Genomic DNA, 22,130 nt, shown 5'->3' with positions numbered 1-22,130 from the left:
TAGTATGGGTGAAAGCATCGATAGAACGTCGGCTTTCACAGAAACCGGTGCTGATCAATTAAGAAGAACAGCTCGTACATTCGTCCATTTCAAGGGACTGGTTGCGGATGTAGTAAATCGTCTTAATCCCCTGTTTATAGGCCTCAATGTAAAGGTCGAGGATTTCTTTCGCCTTCATTTGCGGCGTGATATACAGGTTAAAGGACTGCGCCTGGTCGATGTGACGTTGACGAACGCCGCAAGCCTTGATGGACCATTGCTGGTCGATTGTATGAGCCTCTTTGTAGAGCCAGAATGTTTCGTTGTTCAAATCCGGCGCTGTTTTCGGTGTGAAAGAACCTTTTTTCTCTTCGATGAAGAATTTCTTGAAAATCGGGTCGATGCCGGCCGTGGTATTAGCGATGTTCGAAGTGGATCCCGTAGGGGCCACCGCCATCAGATAACCGTTGCGGATGCCGTATTTAGCCACATCGTTAGCCAACTGCTTCCAGCGGTCGGATGTATAGCCGCGGCGTGTAAAGTATTCGCCTGTTTCCCATTCAGATCCTTTGAAAGCAGGGTAGGCACCTTTTTCCTTTGCCAGTTCCATAGACGCTTTGATCGCATAGAAAGCGATGTCTTCGAAGAGTTTATCCGCTATTTGGATGTGTTCGTCGGATTCCCATTGAATCTTGTGGTTGACGAGGTAGTGGTGATAACCGGATGTACCGAGGCCGATGGCGCGGTATTTATCGGATGTTATGCGGGATTCCGGTACCGGTGCCTGGTTGATGGAAATAACATTATCGAGCATTCGGATCTGAAGGGCGATGTTCGCCTCCAATTCGTCATCCGTAATGCGTCCCAAGCTGATGGAGTTCAAATTACACGTTACCATGTCGCCCGTATTTGTTTTCGTCGTGATGCTGCCGTCTTCGTTGATGATTTCTTCATTGAGATTTGTAAAGCCCACGTTTTGAGCGATTTCATGGCATAAGTTGGATGCGTAAATCATGCCCGCATGCTTGTTAGGGTTTGCCGCATTTACCGTATCGCGGAAGAAGATGAACGGCGTACCCGTTTCAACGGCGGAACGCATGATTTTTTTCATCATGTCCAGCGCCGGCACTTCGATGCCGTGCAAGTTGGGATCCTGTTCGCACTCGATATAGCGTTTCGTAAATTCTTTTTCGTCATCCGTATCGAAGTAGTCCTCGAGGGAGTAACCCTTTACGGACAATACTTCATGAGGGTCGAAGAGCGTGAAGTTTTCGCGTGCTATCATGCGTTCCATGAAGATGTTCGGAATGGATACGGCCGGGAAAATATCGTGAGCCTTACGACGATCGTCGCCATTGTTCGTGCGAAGTTCTACGAATTCGTAGAAGTCCTTGTGCCAAATGTCGAGCGTTACCGTTGCACCGCCTTTACGTTTGCCTAACTGATCTACGGCAACAGCCGTATCATTATATAGGCGAATCCAAGGGATAACGCCGCCGGAGGAGTTTTTAAAGCCTCGAATGTCGGAGTTCAATGCGCGAACTTTGCCGAGATAGATACCGAGGGCGCCACCGTGCTTGGATACGCGGGAGAATTTGCTGTTTACATCATAGATGGACCACAAATTATCATCTACACCGGAAATGAAGCAGGAGGATAATTGATGGAACGGCGTGCCCGCATTTGCCAATGTAGGGGTGGCCGTCGTCATTTTTAACTGGCTCATCAAGTCGTAGAACTTCTTAGCATATTCTACTTTTTTGTCGCCTTCGACGAGTGCAAGATGCATGGCGATAGCCATGAAACGCTCCTGTGGTAATTCGTAGATTTCCTTGTTGAAGCCTTTCACCAGGTAGCGGTCCGCCAATAATTTAAGGCCTTCATAGTTAAAGAGATAATCCCGCTTCGGTTTGATGTAATCGCCCAATTCCTGCAGTTCGTCAGGCGTATATTCCGTAACGAAGAAGTCGGCGTATTTTTTCTCATCCACCAACATTTGCACGAGGTTCGGGAAGTTGCCGTAACCGAATGCCTTGTAACGGCGTGTGATAGCAGCTTCCTTGTAGAGATCGAACAAGAAGAGGCGCGCCGCCACGAATTGCCAATCCTGATTCATCTTGTTGACTTGATTGCCGAAACCGTCATCTTTCTTTGAGATAACCTTTTCGATGGCCGTTTGAACGAGCGTTTTTTGAATTTCCTTGGTGGTCATGCCGTCAACGAACTGTAATTTCGCATCCATTTCCAGCTCAAGCGGATCACAAGAGTCCAACCCCAAACATGCGAAGGCAATCATGCGTTTTGTTTTTTCAACGGATAACGGCTCGACGTGGCCATCCCGTTTCTTGATCATAATCTCCATTATGGTTCCCCTTACGTCTTAAAACTGTTACTTAAAGCATACATAAGATTAGACTGAAAAATATAAACTATCTTTAATGAAAGTCTAATCAGAAAAATAAGAAAACTACTATATATGGTAGTTTTCTTATTTGGTTTATACAGTATGTTACGATTATAGCGAAAAAATTCTATATATTCAATATTGACATTTAGAAAAATATCAATAAAGTTAATTCACAGTAATCGATATGGATTGAGAATGTCAGGTAGAATCACTTAATCATTTATTTGTATAGTACATTAAATGTAATGCTACGCGTTCCGTACTCGTTAAAGAAGTAGGAATAGATATAAAGTCTATAGTCGGTACCTTCGATGACGACCGGTTTTGTAGAATTTTTGTCGACAGTAAGGAGCGTATCATAGATATGGTGAGTTTCCATGATGCCGTTCGGTAAAAATACCTCTAAATCCTTCCCGTCATTGACCAGATTGAATTTGATTGTACTGAAGTCGACAGTAGCTGTTTCCGCTGTACGTGTGGTGGGCTCATATAATTTTAATTCTTTATGGGAAATGAAATTATTGTAGTCCCCGATGGAAACAACCTCGGGCTGCTCAATCGCTTTGAAGTTGATTGTTTGCAGCTTGATCGTATTTTCAGATTCCTCCTGTTTCGTTTTCATTTCATCGTCTTTTTGTACTTTGTAGGCACTGTAATCCGGTGAGAAGGTTCTGGCAATATCCAGATGCGGCTGCCAGCTTTCACCATCGTAATCGTAGGTGGTAAATTCCATATAGGATGTGTAACCGATAGCAGGCATTAAGAGGACAGCCCCTAACGCGAGTGCCATGATAGACGTATGTACTGACGGCGTTAATCGTTTTACAAGGGAATAGAGGTTGTAGGCGAGGAAAATCAAGTTGAAGGCGGCAACGTAAATCGTGTTGAGCCAAAGCACAGGTTCATTAATAACGCGTTTGCCGATGAGGCATAAGCACAACAGTGTCAACGTAATGAAAAAGAAACAGAGTAGCTGCTGTGTTTTGCTTCTTTCAGTAGATCTGAAACTGGCCAAGTAGAACAGATAGAACAGCGACACATACGGATAATACGTGTAGAGGAATCGCGTGTCATCGCGAAGACCCAACAGAATTAAAACTAGATAGATGTTCGCAAGGATGCCCGTTATGATTGACGCCTTAGGGATAATAACGCCGAACACAACGGTAAAGAATGAACCCGGTTCGGGAGGACCTTCAGGGGATTCCCTGTACGAGCAGATCATGGTCGTACAGATAAACAGGTTGATTGATACCAATATCTTGAACGTGGTCTCCTTAAAGGGAAAGACATCGCCTAAAATGATATATAAGAACCACAAACTCATGGCAATGATGATGTTGTACAGCAGGGAGGAAACGATGGTGATACCGATACGCTTGAGCCGATTGATGATTTCCCCTATATAGTGGCCGTCGGCGGACGTGAAATAGAGGGTAATCATGGAATACAGCCAGAGGGCTGTCATGTTTTCAATGGCCATTTTAATGCCAGGTATATCCTGGTATGTTTTATAAATTGTATGTAATCCTGCGGCGATGATAATACTGACTATGGTGAATAATAGGGAATACCTTCGTTCGCGCGTTATATATGATTGTAATATGATGATGACCGAATACATTATGTAGAATATAGTATTTATCTGGGCAAACCAGTCAGTATTAATGTAGAACGGCGTGCAAGAAAACAGAATGATCAGAATTAATAACAGGGGCGAATCTTTTGCCAGGTTTTTCAATGATGACCATAAATGCGTCAGTGCAAATTTCATAGGTTGTTCTCCTTCTAAACATATAGTCTCCCGCTTATACATAGTATACTTGTTTTGTGGTGAAAGTCCTATGAGATTTTTGAGGTTTTACATGTATAGTGAATTACATTACAATAGCGGTAAGACATGGATGTTAATAGAAAAGAGGTAGCGCAATGGAGTTTTCATATTTTTTGCCGGTGCATATTGAATTCGGTTGGAATAAGGTGGACAGTGTTTCCGAGTATGTGAAAGCATACGGCAACAAAGCACTCATCGTGACGGGGCGGACCAGTGCCAAAAAGTCCGGTTTATATGACCGCGTAGTGGCAAAGCTTGATGCGGCATATATTGATCATGTACTGTTTGACAAGGTCGATGCTAATCCGTTGACAACGACGGCTTTGGACGGCGCCGCATTAGCCAAGTCTGAAGGATGTGACATGGTCCTCGCTATCGGTGGGGGATCTATCATGGACTGTGCGAAAGGCATTGCCTTCATGGCGGTGAACGACGGGGATATTAACGATTATATTTTCAATCGGAAAACGAGTGAGAATGCACTTCCCCTCGTAGTCATCCCGACGACATGTGGCACTGGATCTGAAGGGAACGGCTTTGGCGTATTGACGAATCCGGAGACGGGTGATAAAAAATCCTTGCGTTGCAATGCCATCGTACCGAAGGTATCCATAGTGGATCCCGGTGTAATGGGAACGATGCCGCCGCATGTATTGGCATCTGTCGGATTTGATGCGTTGTGTCATAATATCGAGGCGTACACATCGAAAACGGCGCAGCCTTTTACGGATGCGTTGGCACACCATGCGGTAACATTGTTGGCACAATGCCTGGTGCCTCTTTATCGTCATGTGAAAGCCGTTGCTAACGGACAGGCCGGTACACTATCTGATGAACAATGTAAACATGCGTGGGAATCGGTGACCCTTGCCAGCACGATCGGCGGTATGGTCATCAATACGGCCGGTGTAACACTTGGACACGGCATGGAGCATCCGGCCAGTGGCCTTAAAGGCATTACGCATGGCGTCGGTCTGGCCGTGATTGAACCTGTTGTGGTGGACTATACATGGAACGGGAATCCGGAGAAATTTGGCGCTTTAGCACGTATTTTTAATCATGGGGACGGATCTGAACTCGGTGAGGCATTACGAAGCGTGGTGGATGAGCTGGACTTAACCACGAACCTTACGAAACTAGGATTTACCAAACAGGATATCCCCTGGCTCGTCGATAATGTATACGTCGTAGCGGCGGGGAATCTGGCAAATACTATGGCTGATGTGAGCCGTGAGGATATTGAAATGTTGTATGAGAAAATGATGTGATTTTGTTATTATTGACATCATTAAAGCATATCTTTATAATAGGTTTTACAAAGAGACCGAAAAATTTATGTTTTCCGGTTTATAGGATTGGAGCTTTATAGTCTCCCTTAGTAGTTTATTGTGAGGTGTTTTATGGCAGAGCAGAATAATAAAAAAGTTGATGCTTTAGCGCAGGAGATTACCTTAAAGAGCCGAGGCCAAGGTAAGTTGCGCCAGTTTATCTTGTGGATGGGGGCGCTCATCATTGGCGCGATTCTGGGCTGGCAGCATATTCCTGTGCTCAATGATCTTTTCAATTTCATTGCCGCTGTGTTTACGCGGTTGTTCCAGTTTATTGCGATACCGACCGTATCATTAGCGGTTATTACCACATTGTCTATGCTGGGCGCTAAAAAGGATACGGGCCGTATCTTCGGTCATGCTGTGGTTTATACGTTGTTGACTACAATTTGTGCCGCCGCCGTCGGTCTCGGCTTGTACCTCTGGATTGCGCCGGGTAATTTACCATTGGATGTAATCGGCGCAGGGGCGGCTCAGGTGCCTGAAAAATTGGGCGCCGTAACGTATTACGATCACTTTTTATCCGTAATCCCTAACAATATCTTGCAACCGTACCTGCAGGCAAATGTATTGTCCGTGATGTTCATTTCCGCTTCTGTCGGTTTGGCCTTTGCTTTTATGCCTCGTACGGAAGGTCGCGAGGCGGTATTGAAAGTCTTGTTCGGTTTACAGGAATTATTGTTTACCTTGATTAAAGCGTTGCTTTATGTGTTGCCAATCGGTATTCTTGCCTTTGCGGGGCAATTGTCCGCACAAATCGAAGCCGGTGTCATCGTAGGTGCATTAGGCAAATACACTGCTGTTGTTATCGGCGGGAACTTGATTCAATTCTTTATCGTAATTCCGTTGTTCCTGCTGTTCCGCGGTTTAAACCCGGTTGACGTATTTCGCAAGATGTCTCCGGCCGTAGCGGTTGCATTATTTACAAAATCATCGGCCGCAACATTGCCTGTAACATTGGCATCCGCCGAGGATAACCTGAAAGCACATCCTGCAGTGGCGCGCTTCGTATTGCCGATCTGTACAACCATCAATATGAACGGCTGTGCAGCTTTCATTCTCGTTACATCCCTGTTTGTAATGCAAAATGCGGGTATTGAGTTGACTATCGGTACGATGGTGGCATGGCTATTTATTGCTGTTCTCGCCGCTATCGGTAATGCGGGGGTTCCAATGGGCTGCTATTTCTTGACCTTGTCCTTGATGAGCTCCATCGGTGCACCAATCGGCTTGCTGGGTATCATCTTGCCAATCTATACGATTATCGACATGATTGAAACTGCTGAAAACGTTTGGTCTGATGCATCTGTGTGTGCCATGGTTGACCATGACCTTCAGGGTAAATTGGACGACTCCAGTGGTGATGATATGCCACAATTCCAAGGTGCTTAATTTCGTAGGTTAGATAAGTTTAAGAAAATACTTAATTATATAACTCAAATAAAAGGTTATCCTGTGAGGGGATAACCTTTTTTATCTGCTAGATTGATTGTAATGATATAATGATAATTTTAACTAAAAATATAGATGCTAAAAGACTAAAATTCAAAACTAAATTATATTTTTAAAAACTAACAATAGTCACATTACTAGATATGTAATTTATGTTATACTTTCATATAGAATAATATCGAATTAACAGAAGGCTAGTTGGCATATTAGTTGCGGACTAGAGATTAGAATGAAAGATAAGTCAGTATTACCTATAGAGAAACAATTAAATAAATTTCTTCAACCGAAATGTCTCATCCCAGGAGGTCTTGGTTTATGGGAAATGTATTTTCGCAAAATTTGCACGGCTTGGGGCGAGATTAATGGTGAAATTCGACCACAGCATATCATATTTTCTGCCGATAATGGTTGTAACATGGAAGGCTATGTAGGTTATAACTACGAGGTGACACAAAAGCAGTCTCGTAATATGTTACTAGGGCGTTCATCGGCTACACAATTTTGTAACTTTAACAATATTCCTTATGAGGTTGTAGACGTAGGAATTGCCTCAGATGATGGTATTGGTGTGGATCGCAAAGTAGCGAAGGGTACAAAGAATATTTTGAACCATCCTGCCATGGCTGAGGATGAATTTAATAGCGCCTTTCAAGCTGGATATGAACGGATTCAACATTATGTAGAACAAGGAATCAATCTGTTCTCCTTTGGTGAAATGGGCTTGGGTAATACAACAACCTCTGCTTGTGTTTTGTCTGCATTAACTGGAGCTAAGCCAACGGAAACCGTAGGTCCTGGTTCCTGGTCAGACAAACCAGAGCTGATGAAGCATAAAATTGATTTTGTTCGGTCTGTTTTAGAGCATCATAAGAACAATATAGTTTCTGAACATGAGTCTGACCGAGTTCGTAAAATCGTAGCTCATGTAGGAGGCTTTGATATTGCTGCTATTCTTGGTGCAATGCTAGCTTGTGTAGATTTTGAAAAGCCTTTTATTATTGACGGCTTTATAACATCTGTGGCAGCTGCTTGTGCAACGCACATAAACGCTCGTGTTAAGGACTATGCATTGCCATCGCATTATTCTAAAGAAAAAGGTACGGAAATCGCTTTAGCTGAGGTGGGAATCACTCAAGACATGGTTCCTATTCAAGCACAAATGTCGATGGGAGAAGGCACAGGAGCCATTTTGATGGTGCAAATGCTAAAAACAACGCAGCATATGTTTGTAAATGTGGGCACCTTTGCAGAGCTGATGAAATTATAAGGAAGAAGAATGGAAATAAATAAATACTTTGATATACATTTTGAGCGAGCTGATGATGCAACTATTGCTAAAAGGTTGATAGGTGGGGCTAAGATTAAGGGTCCTGCGTTGGTTATCCTAATCCTCTCTATGTTTATTGCCTCTATTGGGTTGAATATGAATAGTACAGCAGTTATTATTGGTGCTATGCTTATATCGCCGTTGATGGGACCTATTCTAGCAACTGGGTTTGGCTTTGCTACGCTTAATTTTACAGTTGTGAAAAGTGCTATTTTAAGATTGTCCTTACAGATTATGATTGCTGTTTTGGCATCTACTTTATATTTTTATATTTCTCCCGTTCAGACGGCTACATCTGAACTATTAGCGCGTACAGAACCGAGTATTTTTGATGTATTCATTGCTATATTTGGTGGGTTAGCCGGGATTATTGGGCAAACGCGTAAGACCTTAGATAATGTTATACCAGGGGTTGCGATTGCGACTGCACTTATGCCACCACTATGTACGGCAGGATTTGGACTTGCTAATGGAAATTGGAACTATTTCTTTGGGGCTAGCTATCTATTCTTTATAAATGCATTCTTTATCTTCTTTGCATCTTTTATTGTTTTAAAGGGTGTATATAGTTTGCCATTCCATAAACAAGCAGAAGAGCTTATTCGTCGTAATCAGCTAATATTTCTTGTGATTGGTCTTATTATGGCTATACCAAGTATTTATGCAGGCTATGATATGACCATCAAGTATTCTGAGTCAAATCATATAGAGCAGTTTATTAAGAACGATATTAATCAAGATGGACGTCGACAAGTGATTGATTATTCATTGGATCGAACGAATAAGCTAGTAGACTTAGTAGTTATAGGAGCTCCTGTGAATTTAGAGGAGCAAGCCCAGTTGGATGACAAGTTACAGAAGGATGAGTACTTGCAGCCTTATACATTACGATTTGTTAATAGCGTAGATGAGAAAAAATCTACTATGGATAAGACGAACTTGAATAAATCTTCAGAGAATCTTGAAACATATAAAAACTTGAGTAATCTGTACCAGCCGACTTATCAATTAGTAAGTGAAACTATAAATACTATGAAAACGACAGAAGCTGAAGCAAAGGCGTTGTTCCCATTTGTAAGTAAAGTGGAAGGCATGCCTTTGATAGATAATTTAGAACAGCCTAAAGCGAATCGCTATATGGTGATTATCTATACCACGTCCACTGTATCTGATGCAGATTTGGAACGAATAAAAGCTTGGCTAGAGGCTAAATTATCAGCACCTGTAACTATTTCTATCGAGCAAACAACGTCAACTCTATAAGTTGATTTTTTGATTTTGATTAGATTGTTTATTATATAAAGCAATATTTATAACGGTACTAAGTTTGATTTCACCTATTAGGTATATTACCTAGTAGTATGGGGAATCATCTTAGTACCGTTTTTATGTACTTGGCATAGTTAAATGTAATTACTTTTATCTTGCTATAGATTTTGGTTATATTAATTGATATATAAAAACTATTATACAAGTAGGATTTAAATTGCTATACTTACAACATCGAAATTATTAAATAATTAAATGTAGATACATGATCTACGTGTGTTGTATACGCGTGAGTCCTCGTCAATAGATGTAGGTGTTTATTGTAGATAGGAGGATTACATGAAAAAATGGTTAGCATTAGCAGCGACGGCCGTATTAGGCGCGTCCTTATTGATTAGTGGTTGTGGATCTTCCACAAATGACACAAGTTCCAGCAGTGCTGGTAGTTCTAAAGCAGAGGTGTTAAAGGTAGCAGCGAACCCTGTACCTCATGCTGAAATCTTAAATCAAATTAAGCCTTTATTGGCTAAGGAAGGTGTAGATCTTCAAATCATTGAATTTACGGACTACATCCAACCAAATATGGCGTTGTCCAGTAAAGAAGTAGATGCAAACTTCTTTGCTAACGTGCCTTACCAAAATAATTTCAATAAAGATCATGGTACAAACTTCGTAAGCTTTGCACCAGTTCACATCGAACCATTGGCTATTTACTCTCAAAAAATCAAAGATTTGAAAGATTTGCCTAATGGAGGAAAAGTAGCGATTCCATCTGATCCAACAAACAGTGCTCGTGCACTTCTTTTGTTGCAAAGTGCAGGTCTTGTAACTTTGAAAGACCCAACTGGTTTGACTAATACACCATTTGATGTGACTAGCAACCCTAAAAATATCCAAATTACAGAGTTAGAGGCAGCCCAAATTCCTCGTTCCATTCAAGACTTAGACGCAGCTGTAATCAATGCTAACTATGCATTACCAGCTGGTCTTAATCCTACAAAAGATGGCTTGTTCGTAGAAAAAGCTGACTCTCCATATGCAAATCTTCTTTCCGTTAACCCTGGTGATGAAAATAAACCAGTTATTCAAAAATTAGCTAAAGCATTACAATCTCTAGAAGTTAAGAAGTTCATTGAAGAACATTACAAAGGGGCTATCATCCCAGCGTTCTAATCAATGATTGTAATAACATATATGTATTAAATTTAATACTCTCTTATGACATAACTTTATAGATACAAAAAAAGGTGTAGCACCATTGGTGTTACACCTTTTTGTTATATTATGCATCAATTGGTTTCGCATATTTCTTCCGATATGAATGTGGCGTTTCAGTGGTAGCCATTTTAAATATCTTACAGAAATAACTGGTCCTGTTGTAGCCTAGTGTTTTACTGATCTGGTTGACCGTTAATTGGGAATATACTAATAATTTTTTTGCTTCCTGTATACGTAGTAGTGTTATATATTGAACTACTGAAAGTCCTGTGTCATCTTTAAAAATCTTAGAGAAATAGGACTCGCTTAAATGAATATGTTCTGAAATTCGCCTGAGTGAAACGCGTTTACTCAGGTTTTTTTCTATGTATAAGATTGCCTTTCGTATTTCTGGACGATTAATAGGACGCTCTGTTTCAACAAAGTTTGGTAATTTCCCGTAAGGTAGTTCTTCTACTGATAAATCATTGAATGGAAAGAAGTGTGCAACTAGAATACGTAAAACCTTTGTAGCACTGTAGATTTGTTCTGCCGTCAGGCTTGGTAATGATTGGTAAAGCGTCCGAAGTTTTGTGTTGTCGTGCCAATTTGTTTGCGTAGGCAAGATAGGTTTAATTGTAGTATCTTCAGTTTTTGCTTGGCCTGCCATGATAAAGCCTAAAATAGCACCATCTTTCATAACAGGAACAGAGAAGTCTATAAGTCCCATATGGCATCGGTATGGACATGAAGATAACTCTTTTGTAGCATCTAAACCACCATATAGATCACATTGATTGCATCGGCGTGCATATGCTGGGTTACGTCTTACTACTTTGCAAAATGGTGAAAAATTATATTCTTGAGATAATACTTTACCTCGATTATTGACAAATATAGCCGCAATTTTTGTAATATTTGTGAAATCACGCATGATTTCGTTAATAAGTTTCGCATCTTCTTGTGTACAAATCATAGGGAAACCTCCAATCACTAATATATTAAGAGGTCTGGTAAGCGTACTGTGCTATAGTAGCTCTACCTACTCTTTATTTAGTAGGGGGAATTATAAGCCTAAGAAAAGAGAAAAGTGATATGCCACTTAAAATTCATATACATATAACCTTAGGTTATTATTAATACTTATTCGCCTTTATATGTATAAGTATAACAGGATTATAGTATTTTGGTAATAGAAAAATTGCATTTTATGAATATACATAAAAATGTTGTATTTCAAAATTTTTATAATAAAAGTAGATAAATACTGTCGTTACATAAATTGAGAAAGGATTGAGCCCAATGGACAGAGATTGAATAGCAAAGCATGCTCTATAAAGTTATATAGTGTATGGGGTGGTTTGTTGTATATATATGAAATACAAATGAAAAACCCTATAGAAAAATACTTTCATTATGGCTAAGGAGGGTATTATGGCGATAACATGTGGATTAACTGAATTTGTAGGTACTAGTAAAACTGGTGATACTATAGGTCTTGTAATTGCTAATGTAGATCAACAAGTATTAGATGCGATGCAACTGAAGAAAAAATATCGATCTATTGGTATTTTAGGTGCTCGTACTGGTGCTGGGCCACATATTATGGCTGCTGATGAAGCAGTCAAGGCAACAAATACTGAAATTGTTAGTATTGAACTACCTCGTGATACAAAAGGTGGTGCAGGACATGGTTCACTTATCATTTTTGGTGGTGATGATGTATCTGATGTAAAACGTGCTATTGAAGTAGCTCTAGCTGAAGTGGAACGTACTTTTGGTGATGTATATGGAAATGATGCGGGGCACATTGAGTTACAATATACAGCACGTGCCAGCCATGCAGTAAATACAGCATTTGGCGCGCCTGAAGGTAAAGCATTTGGCCTTATCGTAGGTGCACCGGCAGCTATCGGTGTAGTCATGGCTGATGTAGCTGTTAAATCTGCTAATGTTGATGTAATTGGTTATGCATCTCCTTCTGCAGGCACAAGTAATTCTAACGAAGTAATTTTACAGATTTCTGGTGATTCTGGGGCTGTACGACAAGCAGTTATCTCTGCTCGTGAAGTAGGTAAACAATTGCTCGGTACGATGGGTGACGAACCAGTGAACGGAGCCCCTTCCTATATCTAATCTGAAAGGATGGTATGCCCTATGAAATCAAAACGTTTCGAAGTCTTAAGTCAACGTCCGGTCAATCAGGATGGTTATGTAAAGGAATGGGTGGAGGAAGGTTTTATAGCCATGGAATCTCCTCAAGATCCAAAACCTAGCCTCGTAATCGAAGGGGGCCGTATTGTTGAACTTGACGGTAAACGCCGCGAAGACTTTGATCTTATCGATACATTCATTGCAAATTACGGTATCGTTCTCGATGGTGCTCAACAAGCAATGTCAAAAGACTCAAAAGAGATTGCTAATATGATGCTCACACCATCAGTACCTCGTGAAGAAATCGTTAAGATTTGTAAATCTATTACTCCTGCTAAAATGCTTGAAGTTGTTTGTTCTATGAACGTTGTTGAGATGATGCAATGTATGCAAAAAATGCGTGCTCGTCGTACAATGGCAAACCAAGCCCATGTAACGAACGTAAACGATAACCCAGTACAAATTGCAGCAGATGCAGCAGAAGGTGCACTTCGTGGTTTTGCAGAAGAAGAAACCACTGTAGCTGTTGCTCGTTATGCACCACTAAATGCGATTAGCTTACTTGTAGGCTCTCAATGTGGTCGACCAGGTGTATTGACTCAATGCTCCTTGGAAGAAGCAACAGAATTGGAACTTGGCATGCGTGGTTTTACAGCCTACGCAGAAACAATTTCCGTATATGGTACTGAAGACGTATTTACCGATGGTGATGATACACCTTGGTCTAAAGGTTTCCTTGCATCTGCTTATGCTTCTCGGGGCCTAAAAATGCGTTTCACTTCTGGTACGGGTTCTGAAGTACAAATGGGCCAAGCGGAAGGTAAATCTATGTTGTACCTTGAAATCCGTTGTTTATACATTACAAAAGGAGCTGGCGTACAAGGTATCCAAAATGGTTCTGTAAGCTGTATCGGTATTCCTGCAGCTGTACCTTCTGGTATCCGCGCTGTATTAGCAGAAAATCTTGTAGCAGCTATGCTTGACCTTGAATGTGCATCTAGTAATGACCAAACATTCAGTCACTCTGATTTGCGCAGAACAGCACGTACATTGATGCAATTTGCACCTGGTACTGATTTTATCTGCTCTGGTTATAGCTCTACACCAAACTATGACAACATGTTTGCTGGTTCCAACTGGGATGCAGAGGACTATGATGACTGGACAGTTATTCAACGTGACCTTAAGGTAAATGGTGGTCTTATTCCTGCTCGTGAAGAAGAAGTGGTGGAAGTTCGAAATAAAGCTGCTCGTGCGCTTCAAGCTTTGTTCAAATCATTAGGTTTGCCTCCAATTACAGATCAAGAGGTAGAGGCTGCTACCTATGCGAATGGGTCTAAAGATATGCCTCCTCGCGACAAGGTTGCAGATATTAAAGCGGCTCAAGACTTGTTGAATCGCGGTGTTACAGGCGTTGACTTTGTAAAAGGATTAGCTAAAGAAGGTCATACTGATGTAGCACAAAGTGTTTTGAGTCTATTAAAACAAAAAATCACCGGCGATTACTTACAAACATCGGCCATTTTTGACCGTGATTTCAACGTTATTTCTGCGATTAATAATAGAAATGACTATCAAGGTGTTGGCACAGGGTATCGTGTGGAAGGTGAAGATTGGGAACGTATTAAAGATATTCCAAATGCCATTGATCCACGGGATATATAAGGAGGTGTCATGATGGCTGAAATTAACAGAGATGTATTACGCTCTATTATCCTGGACGTATTACAAGAAATGGGTGGTGTTCATGAGGCACCACAATTCAAGGCTAATGTTGGTGAAAGCACCGCACCAAGTGCGGCATCTAGACATGAAGACCCAACTGGTGACGATAGTTGGCTACAAACTGGTGGCCCAGCACAAGCTGGTACAAGCGCCGATGAAGTAGTTATTGCTGTAGGCCCTGCCTTTGGTCGTAGTCAACGACAAACCATTGTTGGTGTACCGCATCAAGAAGTAATTCGCCAAGTGGTAGCAGGCATTGAAGAGGAAGGACTTAAAGCTCGCGTGATTCGTGTATATCGATCCTCTGACGTAGCGGCCGTAGCCGTTGAAGGCGATTCTATTTCTGGATCTGGTGTATGTATCGGTATTCAATCTAAAGGTACAACATTGATTCATCAACGCGACTTACAACCACTTTCAAACTTGGAATTATTCCCTCAAGCACCACTATTAACGGCTGAAACATACCGTGCTATCGGTAAAAATGCTGCTAAATACGCTAAGGGCGAATCACCAACACCAGTACCCACCTTGAACGATCAAATGGCTCGACCGAAATACCAAGCATTGTCTGCATTGCTTCATATTAAAGAAACTAAGCATGTAGTAAAAGGTAAGCCGGCTGATGAAGTTCGTGTCACTGTATAAGGAGGTTTACTATGGCTAATGAATTAGAAACCTTAATTCGGCAGATTGTATCTGAACTAGAAGATGCAAAGGGCAATACTACTCATTACTCTACTCCACATACAACAACTACTGTAGATAGTGTAGTTACAATCGAAGATTACCCGATTGCGAAGAAACATCCTGAATGGATTGATCTTGGTCAAGGTCGTGACCTAAGCTATATTACAATGGATAACGTAATGGCAGGCCATATTACAATGGATGATTTGAAAATTTCTCCTTCTATTTTGAAAGCTCAAGGGCAAATCGCTAAGGCTGGCGGACGTGATCAAATTGAACTCAACTTTTCTCGCGCTGCAGAAATGACGAAGGTTAGTGATAAACGCTTACTTGAAATGTACAATGCACTTCGTCCATATCGTTCCTCTAAACAAGAGTTATTGGATATTGCTAATGAACTTGATGGGCTGGGAGCTCCAATTTGTGCAACCTTTGTACGAGAAGCTGCAGAAAACTACGAACGTCGTAAAAAACTGAAAGGTGATAATTAACCAATAGGAGATGTCATTATGAAACGAATTGTTGGCATCGATATCGGAAATTCTACAACAGAAGCGGCCTTGGCCGAAATTCATAGCAATGGGGAGGTAAAGTTCTTATCTTCCGCGATTGCCAATACAACTGGTATTAAAGGGACACGAGAAAATATCGTGGGCCTCATGGATGCCCTCAAGTCGCTAATCAGGTCTGCTAATCTTACATTACGAGATATTGACTTGGTTCGCATTAATGAGGCTACACCAGTTATTGGCGATGTGGCCATGGAAACTATTACGGAAACGATTATCACAGAATCTACTATGATAGGTCACAATCCTAAAACACCAGGTGGCTTAGGCCTTGGCGTAGGGTATACTGTTCCCATTGAGCAGCTTATCGATAAGCCACAAGGTCAGCCATATATCGTGGTAGTTTCAAAGATTATCGATTTTGAATTGGTAGCACAGCTTATCAATGCGTATTGTAAACGAGGTTATGATATTCGGGCTGCGATCCTTCAGGCTGATGATGGAGTACTCGTCAACAATCGATTAGATAACAAAATTCCTATCGTAGACGAGGTTGCGTATATCGATAAAATTCCAATGGACATGCTTTCTGCCGTAGAGGTCGTAGAACCAGGGCAGGTAGTATCACAATTATCGAATCCTTATGGGATTGCTACTGTATTTGAGCTTTCACCAGAAGAGACAAAAAATATTGTGCCTATTGCTAGAGCCATTATCGGCAATCGCTCCGCCGTTGTTATCAAAACTCCTGCAGGGGACGTTAAGGAGCGTGTAATACCGGCTGGTTCCATCATTGTTATGGGTAATGACCGAACTGTATCCGTTGATGTATCTGCTGGGGCGGAGAAAATCATGGAAACCCTTGAATCTGTTCATCCTATTGAGGATATTAGCGGCGAAGCAGGTACGAATGTGGGGGGCATGCTGGAAAAGGTTCGTCTCACTATGGCGCAATTGACAAATAAATCACCTCAAGACGTGTATATCCAAGATTTACTGGCTGTAGATGTGGCTGTTCCTATTAATGTAAAAGGTGGACTCGCAGGTGAATTCTCTATGGAACAAGCTGTAGGCATTGCATCCATGGTTAAATCAGATCATCTACAAATGGAAATCATTGCGAAGCAGGTGGAGAAAGAGCTAGGCGTTCCTGTTGAAATCGGTGGTGAAGAGGCTGAATCAGCTATCCTAGGTGCCTTAACAACACCAGGAACAGCGAAACCGATGGCTATACTCGACTTAGGTGCAGGCTCCACCGACGCATCTATCATTAACCAAGAAGGTAAAATTAAGGCCATTCATCTTGCGGGTGCAGGAAATATGGTAGCTATGCTCATCAATTCTGAACTTGGTCTTGAAGATACATATATTGCGGAAGCTATTAAGCGAGATCCATTAGCTCAAGTACTCAGTGTATATCATATTCGTCACGAAGATGGTACAGTACAATTTTTCGATGAACCACTATCTGCGGAATTATTTGGTCGTGTAGTTATCGTCACTCCTGATGGACTCGTTCCTGTAGAACGAGATATACCATTAGAAACGATTAAGCGCGTACGCCAAACAGCAAAGAAACGGGTATTTGTAACAAATTCACTTCGTGCTTTGGCATCTGTAAGTCCCACTCATAATGTACGAGACATTCCATTCGTAGTTATTGTAGGCGGTTCTGCACTAGACTTTGAAATTCCTCAACTTGTGACTGATGCACTTTCACAATATGCATTAGTAGCTGGTCGAGGTAATATTCGAGGTGTTGAAGGAGCGCGTAATGCGGTAGCAACAGGACTTGTTCTATCCTATGCGCAGAAGGGAGGCTCATGATGGATCAAAGTATCATTAGTAAGCCAACTATCTTGCTTTATACAACACAACATATCAGTGAGAACGTATTAAAACCCCTCTTGTACGGTATTGAAGAGGAAGGTCTTCCTGTGGTAATTGAGTCCCATAGTGGTACCCATATGGCATTAGCTGACTTAGCATCTCGTAATTCGGCTTTGTCTGTAGGTATTGGCGTTGATGATCAGGCTATTGTATTGACCTATAAAAATATACCAGCTTATCAATTTATCTACCGACTTAGCGGTTATAGTCAATATCCAGATAGTTTACGCACCTTAGGTGTTAATGCAGCTCGCCTTGTAAAAGGAAATCCTTTCGTTTCAGATCAACGATTGGAAGTAGCTTTTTAAATACAACTAACTTGAGAGGTGGTGCATATGGCTATTTATACGAAAACTGGTGATACAGGTACAACGGCTTTGTTTGATGGGACGAGGGTACCTAAAAATTCACTTCGTGTGGACACATATGGAACCTTTGATGAATTAAATGCACAGGTTAGTGTATGTGAGAAAATAGTCGTCTCCCCAGACAATAAACATGTGCTACACACATTACAACATCAGCTATTCCGCTTATGTGCGGAGATAGCAACACCTCATGTGGAAAATCTTAGTGAAAGTAGTAAATTAATTTCACAACAAGATATTTGTGACTTGGAACGTATGATCGATGACTATACGACGCGATTGCCACAGCAACATAGCTTTATATTAAGTGGAAATTATCTGTCTGCTGCAGAGCTACATGTGGCACGCACAATATGTCGTCGTGGTGAACGGTTGCTTATTAGCTTAGGTTCTGTGGAACCTATCCGAGATGAGGTTCGGAAATTTATTAATCGATTATCTGATGCGCTGTATATCATGGCTCGCTTGGAAGATTATGTACAATTTGTAGAAACAATTGTAGAATGCGTTTCAGAGCGCGTTGAAAATAGTCATTTGGGAATACTAACAGAAACAAATCAAAGCTTAGGTCATATAGAGCATAATGCTGAAAATGGAGTTAATTATATGACAACCGGAACCGTGTTAGAGCATATTATGACGAAGCTTTCACAAGCGGCAATGGACTATGCTCAGTCCATAGGCGTACCCATCGTTGTATCTATGGTTGATACAAACGGTGTATTAATGTATTTCCAACGTATGTCAGATGCATTGCTCATCAGCAACGACATCGCACAGGCAAAGGCATACACAGCAGTGGCGCTTAAATTAGCAACTCATGAAATACATCCAAGCGCACAGCCTGACGGTGATTTATTTAACATTGAATCCATGGTAAATCGTAAGATCTGCACCTTTGGTGGTGGGTATCCCATCATCATTGATGGAAAGCTGGTCGGTGGACTAGGCATCAGCGGTGGTACCGTGGCACAAGATATGGACATTGCATCTCACGCATTACAATCTTTGTTGACTCAATGAGGTGAAAATAATGGATGTAACACAAATGTATATTAGTGAGTTTGTAGGTACTGCCGTTTTAATTGCGTTTGGTAACAGTACAAATGCATCAATTTTACTAAAAAAAACCATCATTAGTATTTTTGGTACTAATTGGTTACATATTATTTTCGGATGGGCGTTCGCAGTAGCCTTTGGTGTCTATGTAGGAATTACACTTGGTGGTCCTGGTCATTTGAATCCAGCGGTTACTTTTGCTCTTGCTGTGGCGGGAACATTCCCATGGGATCAAGTGATTCCAATGTCTATAGCTCAAATTGCAGGTGGTTTTACAGGTGCCGCCATTGCTGCACTGTTCTATTATCCACATTTTAAAGTAACGGGGCCTGATGAAGGGAACTGTGTAGGGATTTTTGCAACAGGTCCAGCTATTGATAATAAACCATTCAATTTGATATCCGAAATTATAGCTACATTTATGTTTATGTTAGCTATTCTCTGCTTAGGAAAAATGGCGGATGGTTTAGCACCTATGGTTATCGGTATCTTGGTAGCATCTATTGGTATGTCCTTTGGTGCGACTACTGGATACGCATTAAATCCAGCACGTGACTTTGGTCCACGCTTAGCGTATTCCATATTGCCTATTCCTAATAAAGGGACAGCGAACTGGCAATATGCGTGGGTACCATTTGTTGGACCCTTGATTGGTGCAGGATTAGCAGTGTTGTTCTTCCAATTAGTGGCACCTTAAATAGACTGCTATAGTGCACAAAATGATGCCGAACTATGGTTTGAATAATAGATTTTGTATTAGGAGGAGATTATATGGCCTTTCAAGAGGTAATTGATGCAAAGCAACGCATCATACAGGAATTTGTACCCGGAAAGCAGGTTACGATAGCCCATGTTATTGCAAATCCTAAACCGGATCTATTTAGAAAAATGGGTCTCGAGGAAAAAGGTCGCAATGCCATTGGGATTCTTACCATAACACCTGGCGAAGGGACCATTATTGCAGCCGATATTGCAAGTAAATCTGGTGATATCGAAATCGGTTTCATCGATAGATTTTCGGGGGCACTTCTCATAACTGGTGATGTATCTGCTGTTGAATCCGCATTGCGTAGTGTAATTGAAGGGTTGCAACGTATATTAGGATTTTTTCCGACGGATTTAACAAGATCTTAATGAAAGGGTAATTATGAGTACCGAAAAGAAAGAAAAGCACATCCTTCTTGTAGGGCGCAGCGGTTGTGGCAAAACTACATTGGCAGATACGATTACTCACGGCTCTGCTACGTATCACAAGACACAAGCCATAACACGAGTGGGAAATTTTATCGATACTCCTGGAGAATATATGGAAAATCCTAACTACTATCGAGGAATTATCTTGCATGCCTATGATGCGGATTTAGTGATTTTCATGATTCCAGCAGGTGATATGACAACGATATTTCCACCAAGTTTTGGGAATTCTCTAAATCGCGAGGTTATAGGTGTTGTATCAAAGGTGGATACGGGAAAAGATGTTGAGGCGCCTCGGCGCAATCTTAAACTAGCGGGAGCCATTAAAATTTTTGAAATATCCGTTCACGATGAGGAGTCGTTAGAACATTTATGTAACTACATATACGGTTAGTTGAAAGAAGGTTTTTCCATGGATAGGGGTTTTGAAGAACAACTTAATCAATTTATTTTAAATAAGGCGATCATTCCAAAAAGCTTGGGTCTATGGGAGCGATATTTCAAAAAAATGTGTCTTGCTTGGCAAGATATGGTGCCTGAGATTCATGCTCAGCATATAATCTTTTCTGCAGATAACGGAATCTCTGTGGATGGCCTAATTGGTTATAACTATGAGATTACGCGTAAACAGTCCCAGAATATGATTGATGGTAAAAGCGCAGTCGCTAATTACTGTATCTTTAACCATATTCCTTATGAAGTAGTGGATGTAGGCATTGCCTGTCCACAAGGTATTGGTATAGATCGAAAGGTGGCTCAAGGTACAAAGAATATATTAGATGGTGCCGCTATGGGCGATGAAGAATTTGATTTAGCATACCAAGCGGGGTATAACCGCGTTGTCTATTATGCTGAATCGGGGACTAACCTATTTTCTTTTGGAGAAATGGGGGTCGGTAATACGACTACCTCAGCAGCTGTCTTAAGTGGACTTACAAAACTAGATCCACGGATAACTGTAGGCCCGGGATCTGGCCCTGATGAAGAGGCGTACATGAATCAAAAACGAGAGTTTGTACGCATTGCACTATCTCATCATAAGGGTCACTTGAATAGTCCCAAAGAAGTTATTAGCCGCGTAGGTGGCTTTGATATAGCTGCAATTACAGGTGCTATGGTAGCTTGTACGGATTTACATATTCCATTTGTTATTGATGGATATATTACAGCAGTTGCAATGGCCTGTGCTACTCAAATGAATGGAGAAGCTCCATTATATGGTATTCCATCTCATTATTCCCGTGAAGTAGGGATGGCCGCAGCATTAGCCTATGCAAACATTCGTCTTGATGAAGTTCCCATTCATGGTCAAATGGCATTAGGCGAAGGGACTGGTGCTGTACTAATGGTACAACTTCTTAAAACAGCACACTTTGCATTTATGAATATAGGCACTATGGTGGAACTATTAGAAAAATAAAATTTGTGAATGTTGTTCTATGTTTTGTAAAAGGAGTGAAAAACAGATGACACAAGAAGCATTAGGTATGGTGGAAACTAAGGGGCTAGTGGGCGCTATTGAAGCAGCTGATGCAATGCTTAAAGCGGCTAATGTGGAACTCGTAGGTAATGAAAAAATTGGCTCTGGTCTTGTTACTGTTATGGTTCGCGGTGATGTAGGTGCTGTAAAGGCTGCTGTAGACGCAGGTGCAGCTGCTGCAGAACGCGTAGGCATTGTTATCTCTACTCATGTAATTCCAAGACCACATAAAGATGTAGAGGGTATTTTACCAACAAAGGGTGAATAA

20 protein-coding genes are annotated in these 22,130 nt (G+C 41.3%); 17 read left to right on the top strand and 3 right to left on the bottom strand.

The window, feature by feature from the left end:
- Nucleotides 1-58: 58 nt before the first annotated feature.
- Together HMPREF1521_RS06340 and HMPREF1521_RS06335 are read right to left on the bottom strand one after the other, a co-directional pair.
- Nucleotides 59-2,341, bottom strand: coding sequence for a ribonucleoside-diphosphate reductase subunit alpha (locus HMPREF1521_RS06340; protein ID WP_038117233.1), 2,283 nt, complete (start codon nt 2,339-2,341; stop codon nt 59-61).
- 265 nt (nt 2,342-2,606) lie between these two features.
- Complete coding sequence (locus tag HMPREF1521_RS06335; protein ID WP_038117232.1) at nt 2,607-4,160, bottom strand: hypothetical protein; 1,554 nt, start codon at nt 4,158-4,160, stop codon at nt 2,607-2,609.
- A gap of 155 nt (nt 4,161-4,315) precedes the next feature.
- Between HMPREF1521_RS06335 and HMPREF1521_RS06330 the strand changes: the two genes are divergently transcribed.
- From HMPREF1521_RS06330 to HMPREF1521_RS06310, 5 genes are all read left to right on the top strand, one after another.
- Nucleotides 4,316-5,488 carry an iron-containing alcohol dehydrogenase gene (locus tag HMPREF1521_RS06330; protein WP_038117231.1) on the top strand — a complete coding sequence of 391 codons (1,173 nt, stop codon included), beginning with the start codon at nt 4,316-4,318 and terminating at the stop codon, nt 5,486-5,488.
- A gap of 132 nt (nt 5,489-5,620) precedes the next feature.
- On the top strand, nt 5,621-6,940 hold the full coding sequence (locus tag HMPREF1521_RS06325) for a dicarboxylate/amino acid:cation symporter (protein ID WP_038117230.1): 1,320 nt from the start codon (nt 5,621-5,623) through the stop codon (nt 6,938-6,940).
- Between the two features lie 289 nt (nt 6,941-7,229).
- The gene (locus tag HMPREF1521_RS06320; protein ID WP_038117229.1) at nt 7,230-8,267 is read left to right on the top strand and encodes a nicotinate-nucleotide--dimethylbenzimidazole phosphoribosyltransferase; all 1,038 of its coding nucleotides are present in this window, start codon (nt 7,230-7,232) and stop codon (nt 8,265-8,267) included.
- A gap of 9 nt (nt 8,268-8,276) precedes the next feature.
- On the top strand, nt 8,277-9,590 hold the full coding sequence (locus tag HMPREF1521_RS06315) for a DUF389 domain-containing protein (RefSeq protein WP_038117228.1): 1,314 nt from the start codon (nt 8,277-8,279) through the stop codon (nt 9,588-9,590).
- A 345-nt stretch (nt 9,591-9,935) separates the two neighbouring features.
- Nucleotides 9,936-10,769, top strand: coding sequence for a MetQ/NlpA family ABC transporter substrate-binding protein (locus tag HMPREF1521_RS06310; RefSeq protein WP_038117223.1), 834 nt, complete (start codon nt 9,936-9,938; stop codon nt 10,767-10,769).
- A 109-nt stretch (nt 10,770-10,878) separates the two neighbouring features.
- Here HMPREF1521_RS06310 and HMPREF1521_RS06305 read toward each other — a convergent pair whose 3' ends face one another.
- Nucleotides 10,879-11,769 (bottom strand): PocR ligand-binding domain-containing protein, encoded by an 891-nt coding sequence (locus tag HMPREF1521_RS06305; RefSeq protein ID WP_038117222.1) that lies wholly within the window; start codon nt 11,767-11,769, stop codon nt 10,879-10,881.
- Between the two features lie 458 nt (nt 11,770-12,227).
- Between HMPREF1521_RS06305 and pduB the strand changes: the two genes are divergently transcribed.
- From pduB to pduA, 12 genes are all read left to right on the top strand, one after another.
- The gene (gene pduB, locus HMPREF1521_RS06300) at nt 12,228-12,929 is read left to right on the top strand and encodes a propanediol utilization microcompartment protein PduB (RefSeq protein ID WP_038117221.1); all 702 of its coding nucleotides are present in this window, start codon (nt 12,228-12,230) and stop codon (nt 12,927-12,929) included.
- A gap of 21 nt (nt 12,930-12,950) precedes the next feature.
- A complete protein-coding gene (locus tag HMPREF1521_RS06295) occupies nt 12,951-14,612 on the top strand; it encodes a propanediol/glycerol family dehydratase large subunit (RefSeq protein WP_038117220.1) in 1,662 nt (553 codons plus the stop codon).
- A gap of 9 nt (nt 14,613-14,621) precedes the next feature.
- Complete coding sequence (locus HMPREF1521_RS06290) at nt 14,622-15,320, top strand: propanediol/glycerol family dehydratase medium subunit (protein WP_105090747.1); 699 nt, start codon at nt 14,622-14,624, stop codon at nt 15,318-15,320.
- An 11-nt stretch (nt 15,321-15,331) separates the two neighbouring features.
- Nucleotides 15,332-15,853 carry a diol dehydratase small subunit gene (locus tag HMPREF1521_RS06285; RefSeq protein WP_038117219.1) on the top strand — a complete coding sequence of 174 codons (522 nt, stop codon included), beginning with the start codon at nt 15,332-15,334 and terminating at the stop codon, nt 15,851-15,853.
- Between the two features lie 18 nt (nt 15,854-15,871).
- Nucleotides 15,872-17,698 carry a diol dehydratase reactivase subunit alpha gene (locus HMPREF1521_RS06280; protein ID WP_038117216.1) on the top strand — a complete coding sequence of 609 codons (1,827 nt, stop codon included), beginning with the start codon at nt 15,872-15,874 and terminating at the stop codon, nt 17,696-17,698.
- Nucleotides 17,698-18,069, top strand: coding sequence for a glycerol dehydratase reactivase beta/small subunit family protein (locus HMPREF1521_RS06275; RefSeq protein WP_038117215.1), 372 nt, complete (start codon nt 17,698-17,700; stop codon nt 18,067-18,069). The genes HMPREF1521_RS06280 and HMPREF1521_RS06275 overlap by 1 nt, the downstream gene beginning before the upstream one ends.
- A 27-nt stretch (nt 18,070-18,096) precedes the next feature.
- A complete protein-coding gene (locus HMPREF1521_RS06270) occupies nt 18,097-19,152 on the top strand; it encodes a cob(I)yrinic acid a,c-diamide adenosyltransferase (protein ID WP_038117214.1) in 1,056 nt (351 codons plus the stop codon).
- A 10-nt stretch (nt 19,153-19,162) separates the two neighbouring features.
- Nucleotides 19,163-19,885: an MIP/aquaporin family protein gene (locus tag HMPREF1521_RS06265; protein WP_038117204.1), complete on the top strand. Its 723-nt coding sequence runs from the start codon at nt 19,163-19,165 to the stop codon at nt 19,883-19,885.
- Nucleotides 19,886-19,959: 74 nt separating this feature from the next.
- Nucleotides 19,960-20,322, top strand: a complete 363-nt coding sequence (gene eutS, locus HMPREF1521_RS06260) for an ethanolamine utilization microcompartment protein EutS (RefSeq protein WP_038117203.1) — start codon at nt 19,960-19,962, stop codon at nt 20,320-20,322.
- Between the two features lie 13 nt (nt 20,323-20,335).
- Nucleotides 20,336-20,776 (top strand): EutP/PduV family microcompartment system protein, encoded by a 441-nt coding sequence (locus HMPREF1521_RS06255; protein WP_038117202.1) that lies wholly within the window; start codon nt 20,336-20,338, stop codon nt 20,774-20,776.
- Between the two features lie 18 nt (nt 20,777-20,794).
- On the top strand, nt 20,795-21,802 hold the full coding sequence (locus HMPREF1521_RS06250) for a nicotinate-nucleotide--dimethylbenzimidazole phosphoribosyltransferase (RefSeq protein ID WP_038117200.1): 1,008 nt from the start codon (nt 20,795-20,797) through the stop codon (nt 21,800-21,802).
- Nucleotides 21,803-21,848: 46 nt separating this feature from the next.
- Entirely contained in the window at nt 21,849-22,130 is a 282-nt protein-coding gene (gene pduA / locus HMPREF1521_RS06245) for a propanediol utilization microcompartment protein PduA (RefSeq protein WP_005385289.1), read from the top strand.

The sequence above is a fragment of the Veillonella sp. AS16 genome (assembly GCF_000517785.1).
In the GTDB taxonomy this organism is placed as follows: Bacteria; Bacillota; Negativicutes; order Veillonellales; family Veillonellaceae; genus Veillonella; species Veillonella denticariosi.
Note: the sequence above shows the minus strand (reverse complement) of the source record. Positions and strands in the feature narration are given on the sequence as shown.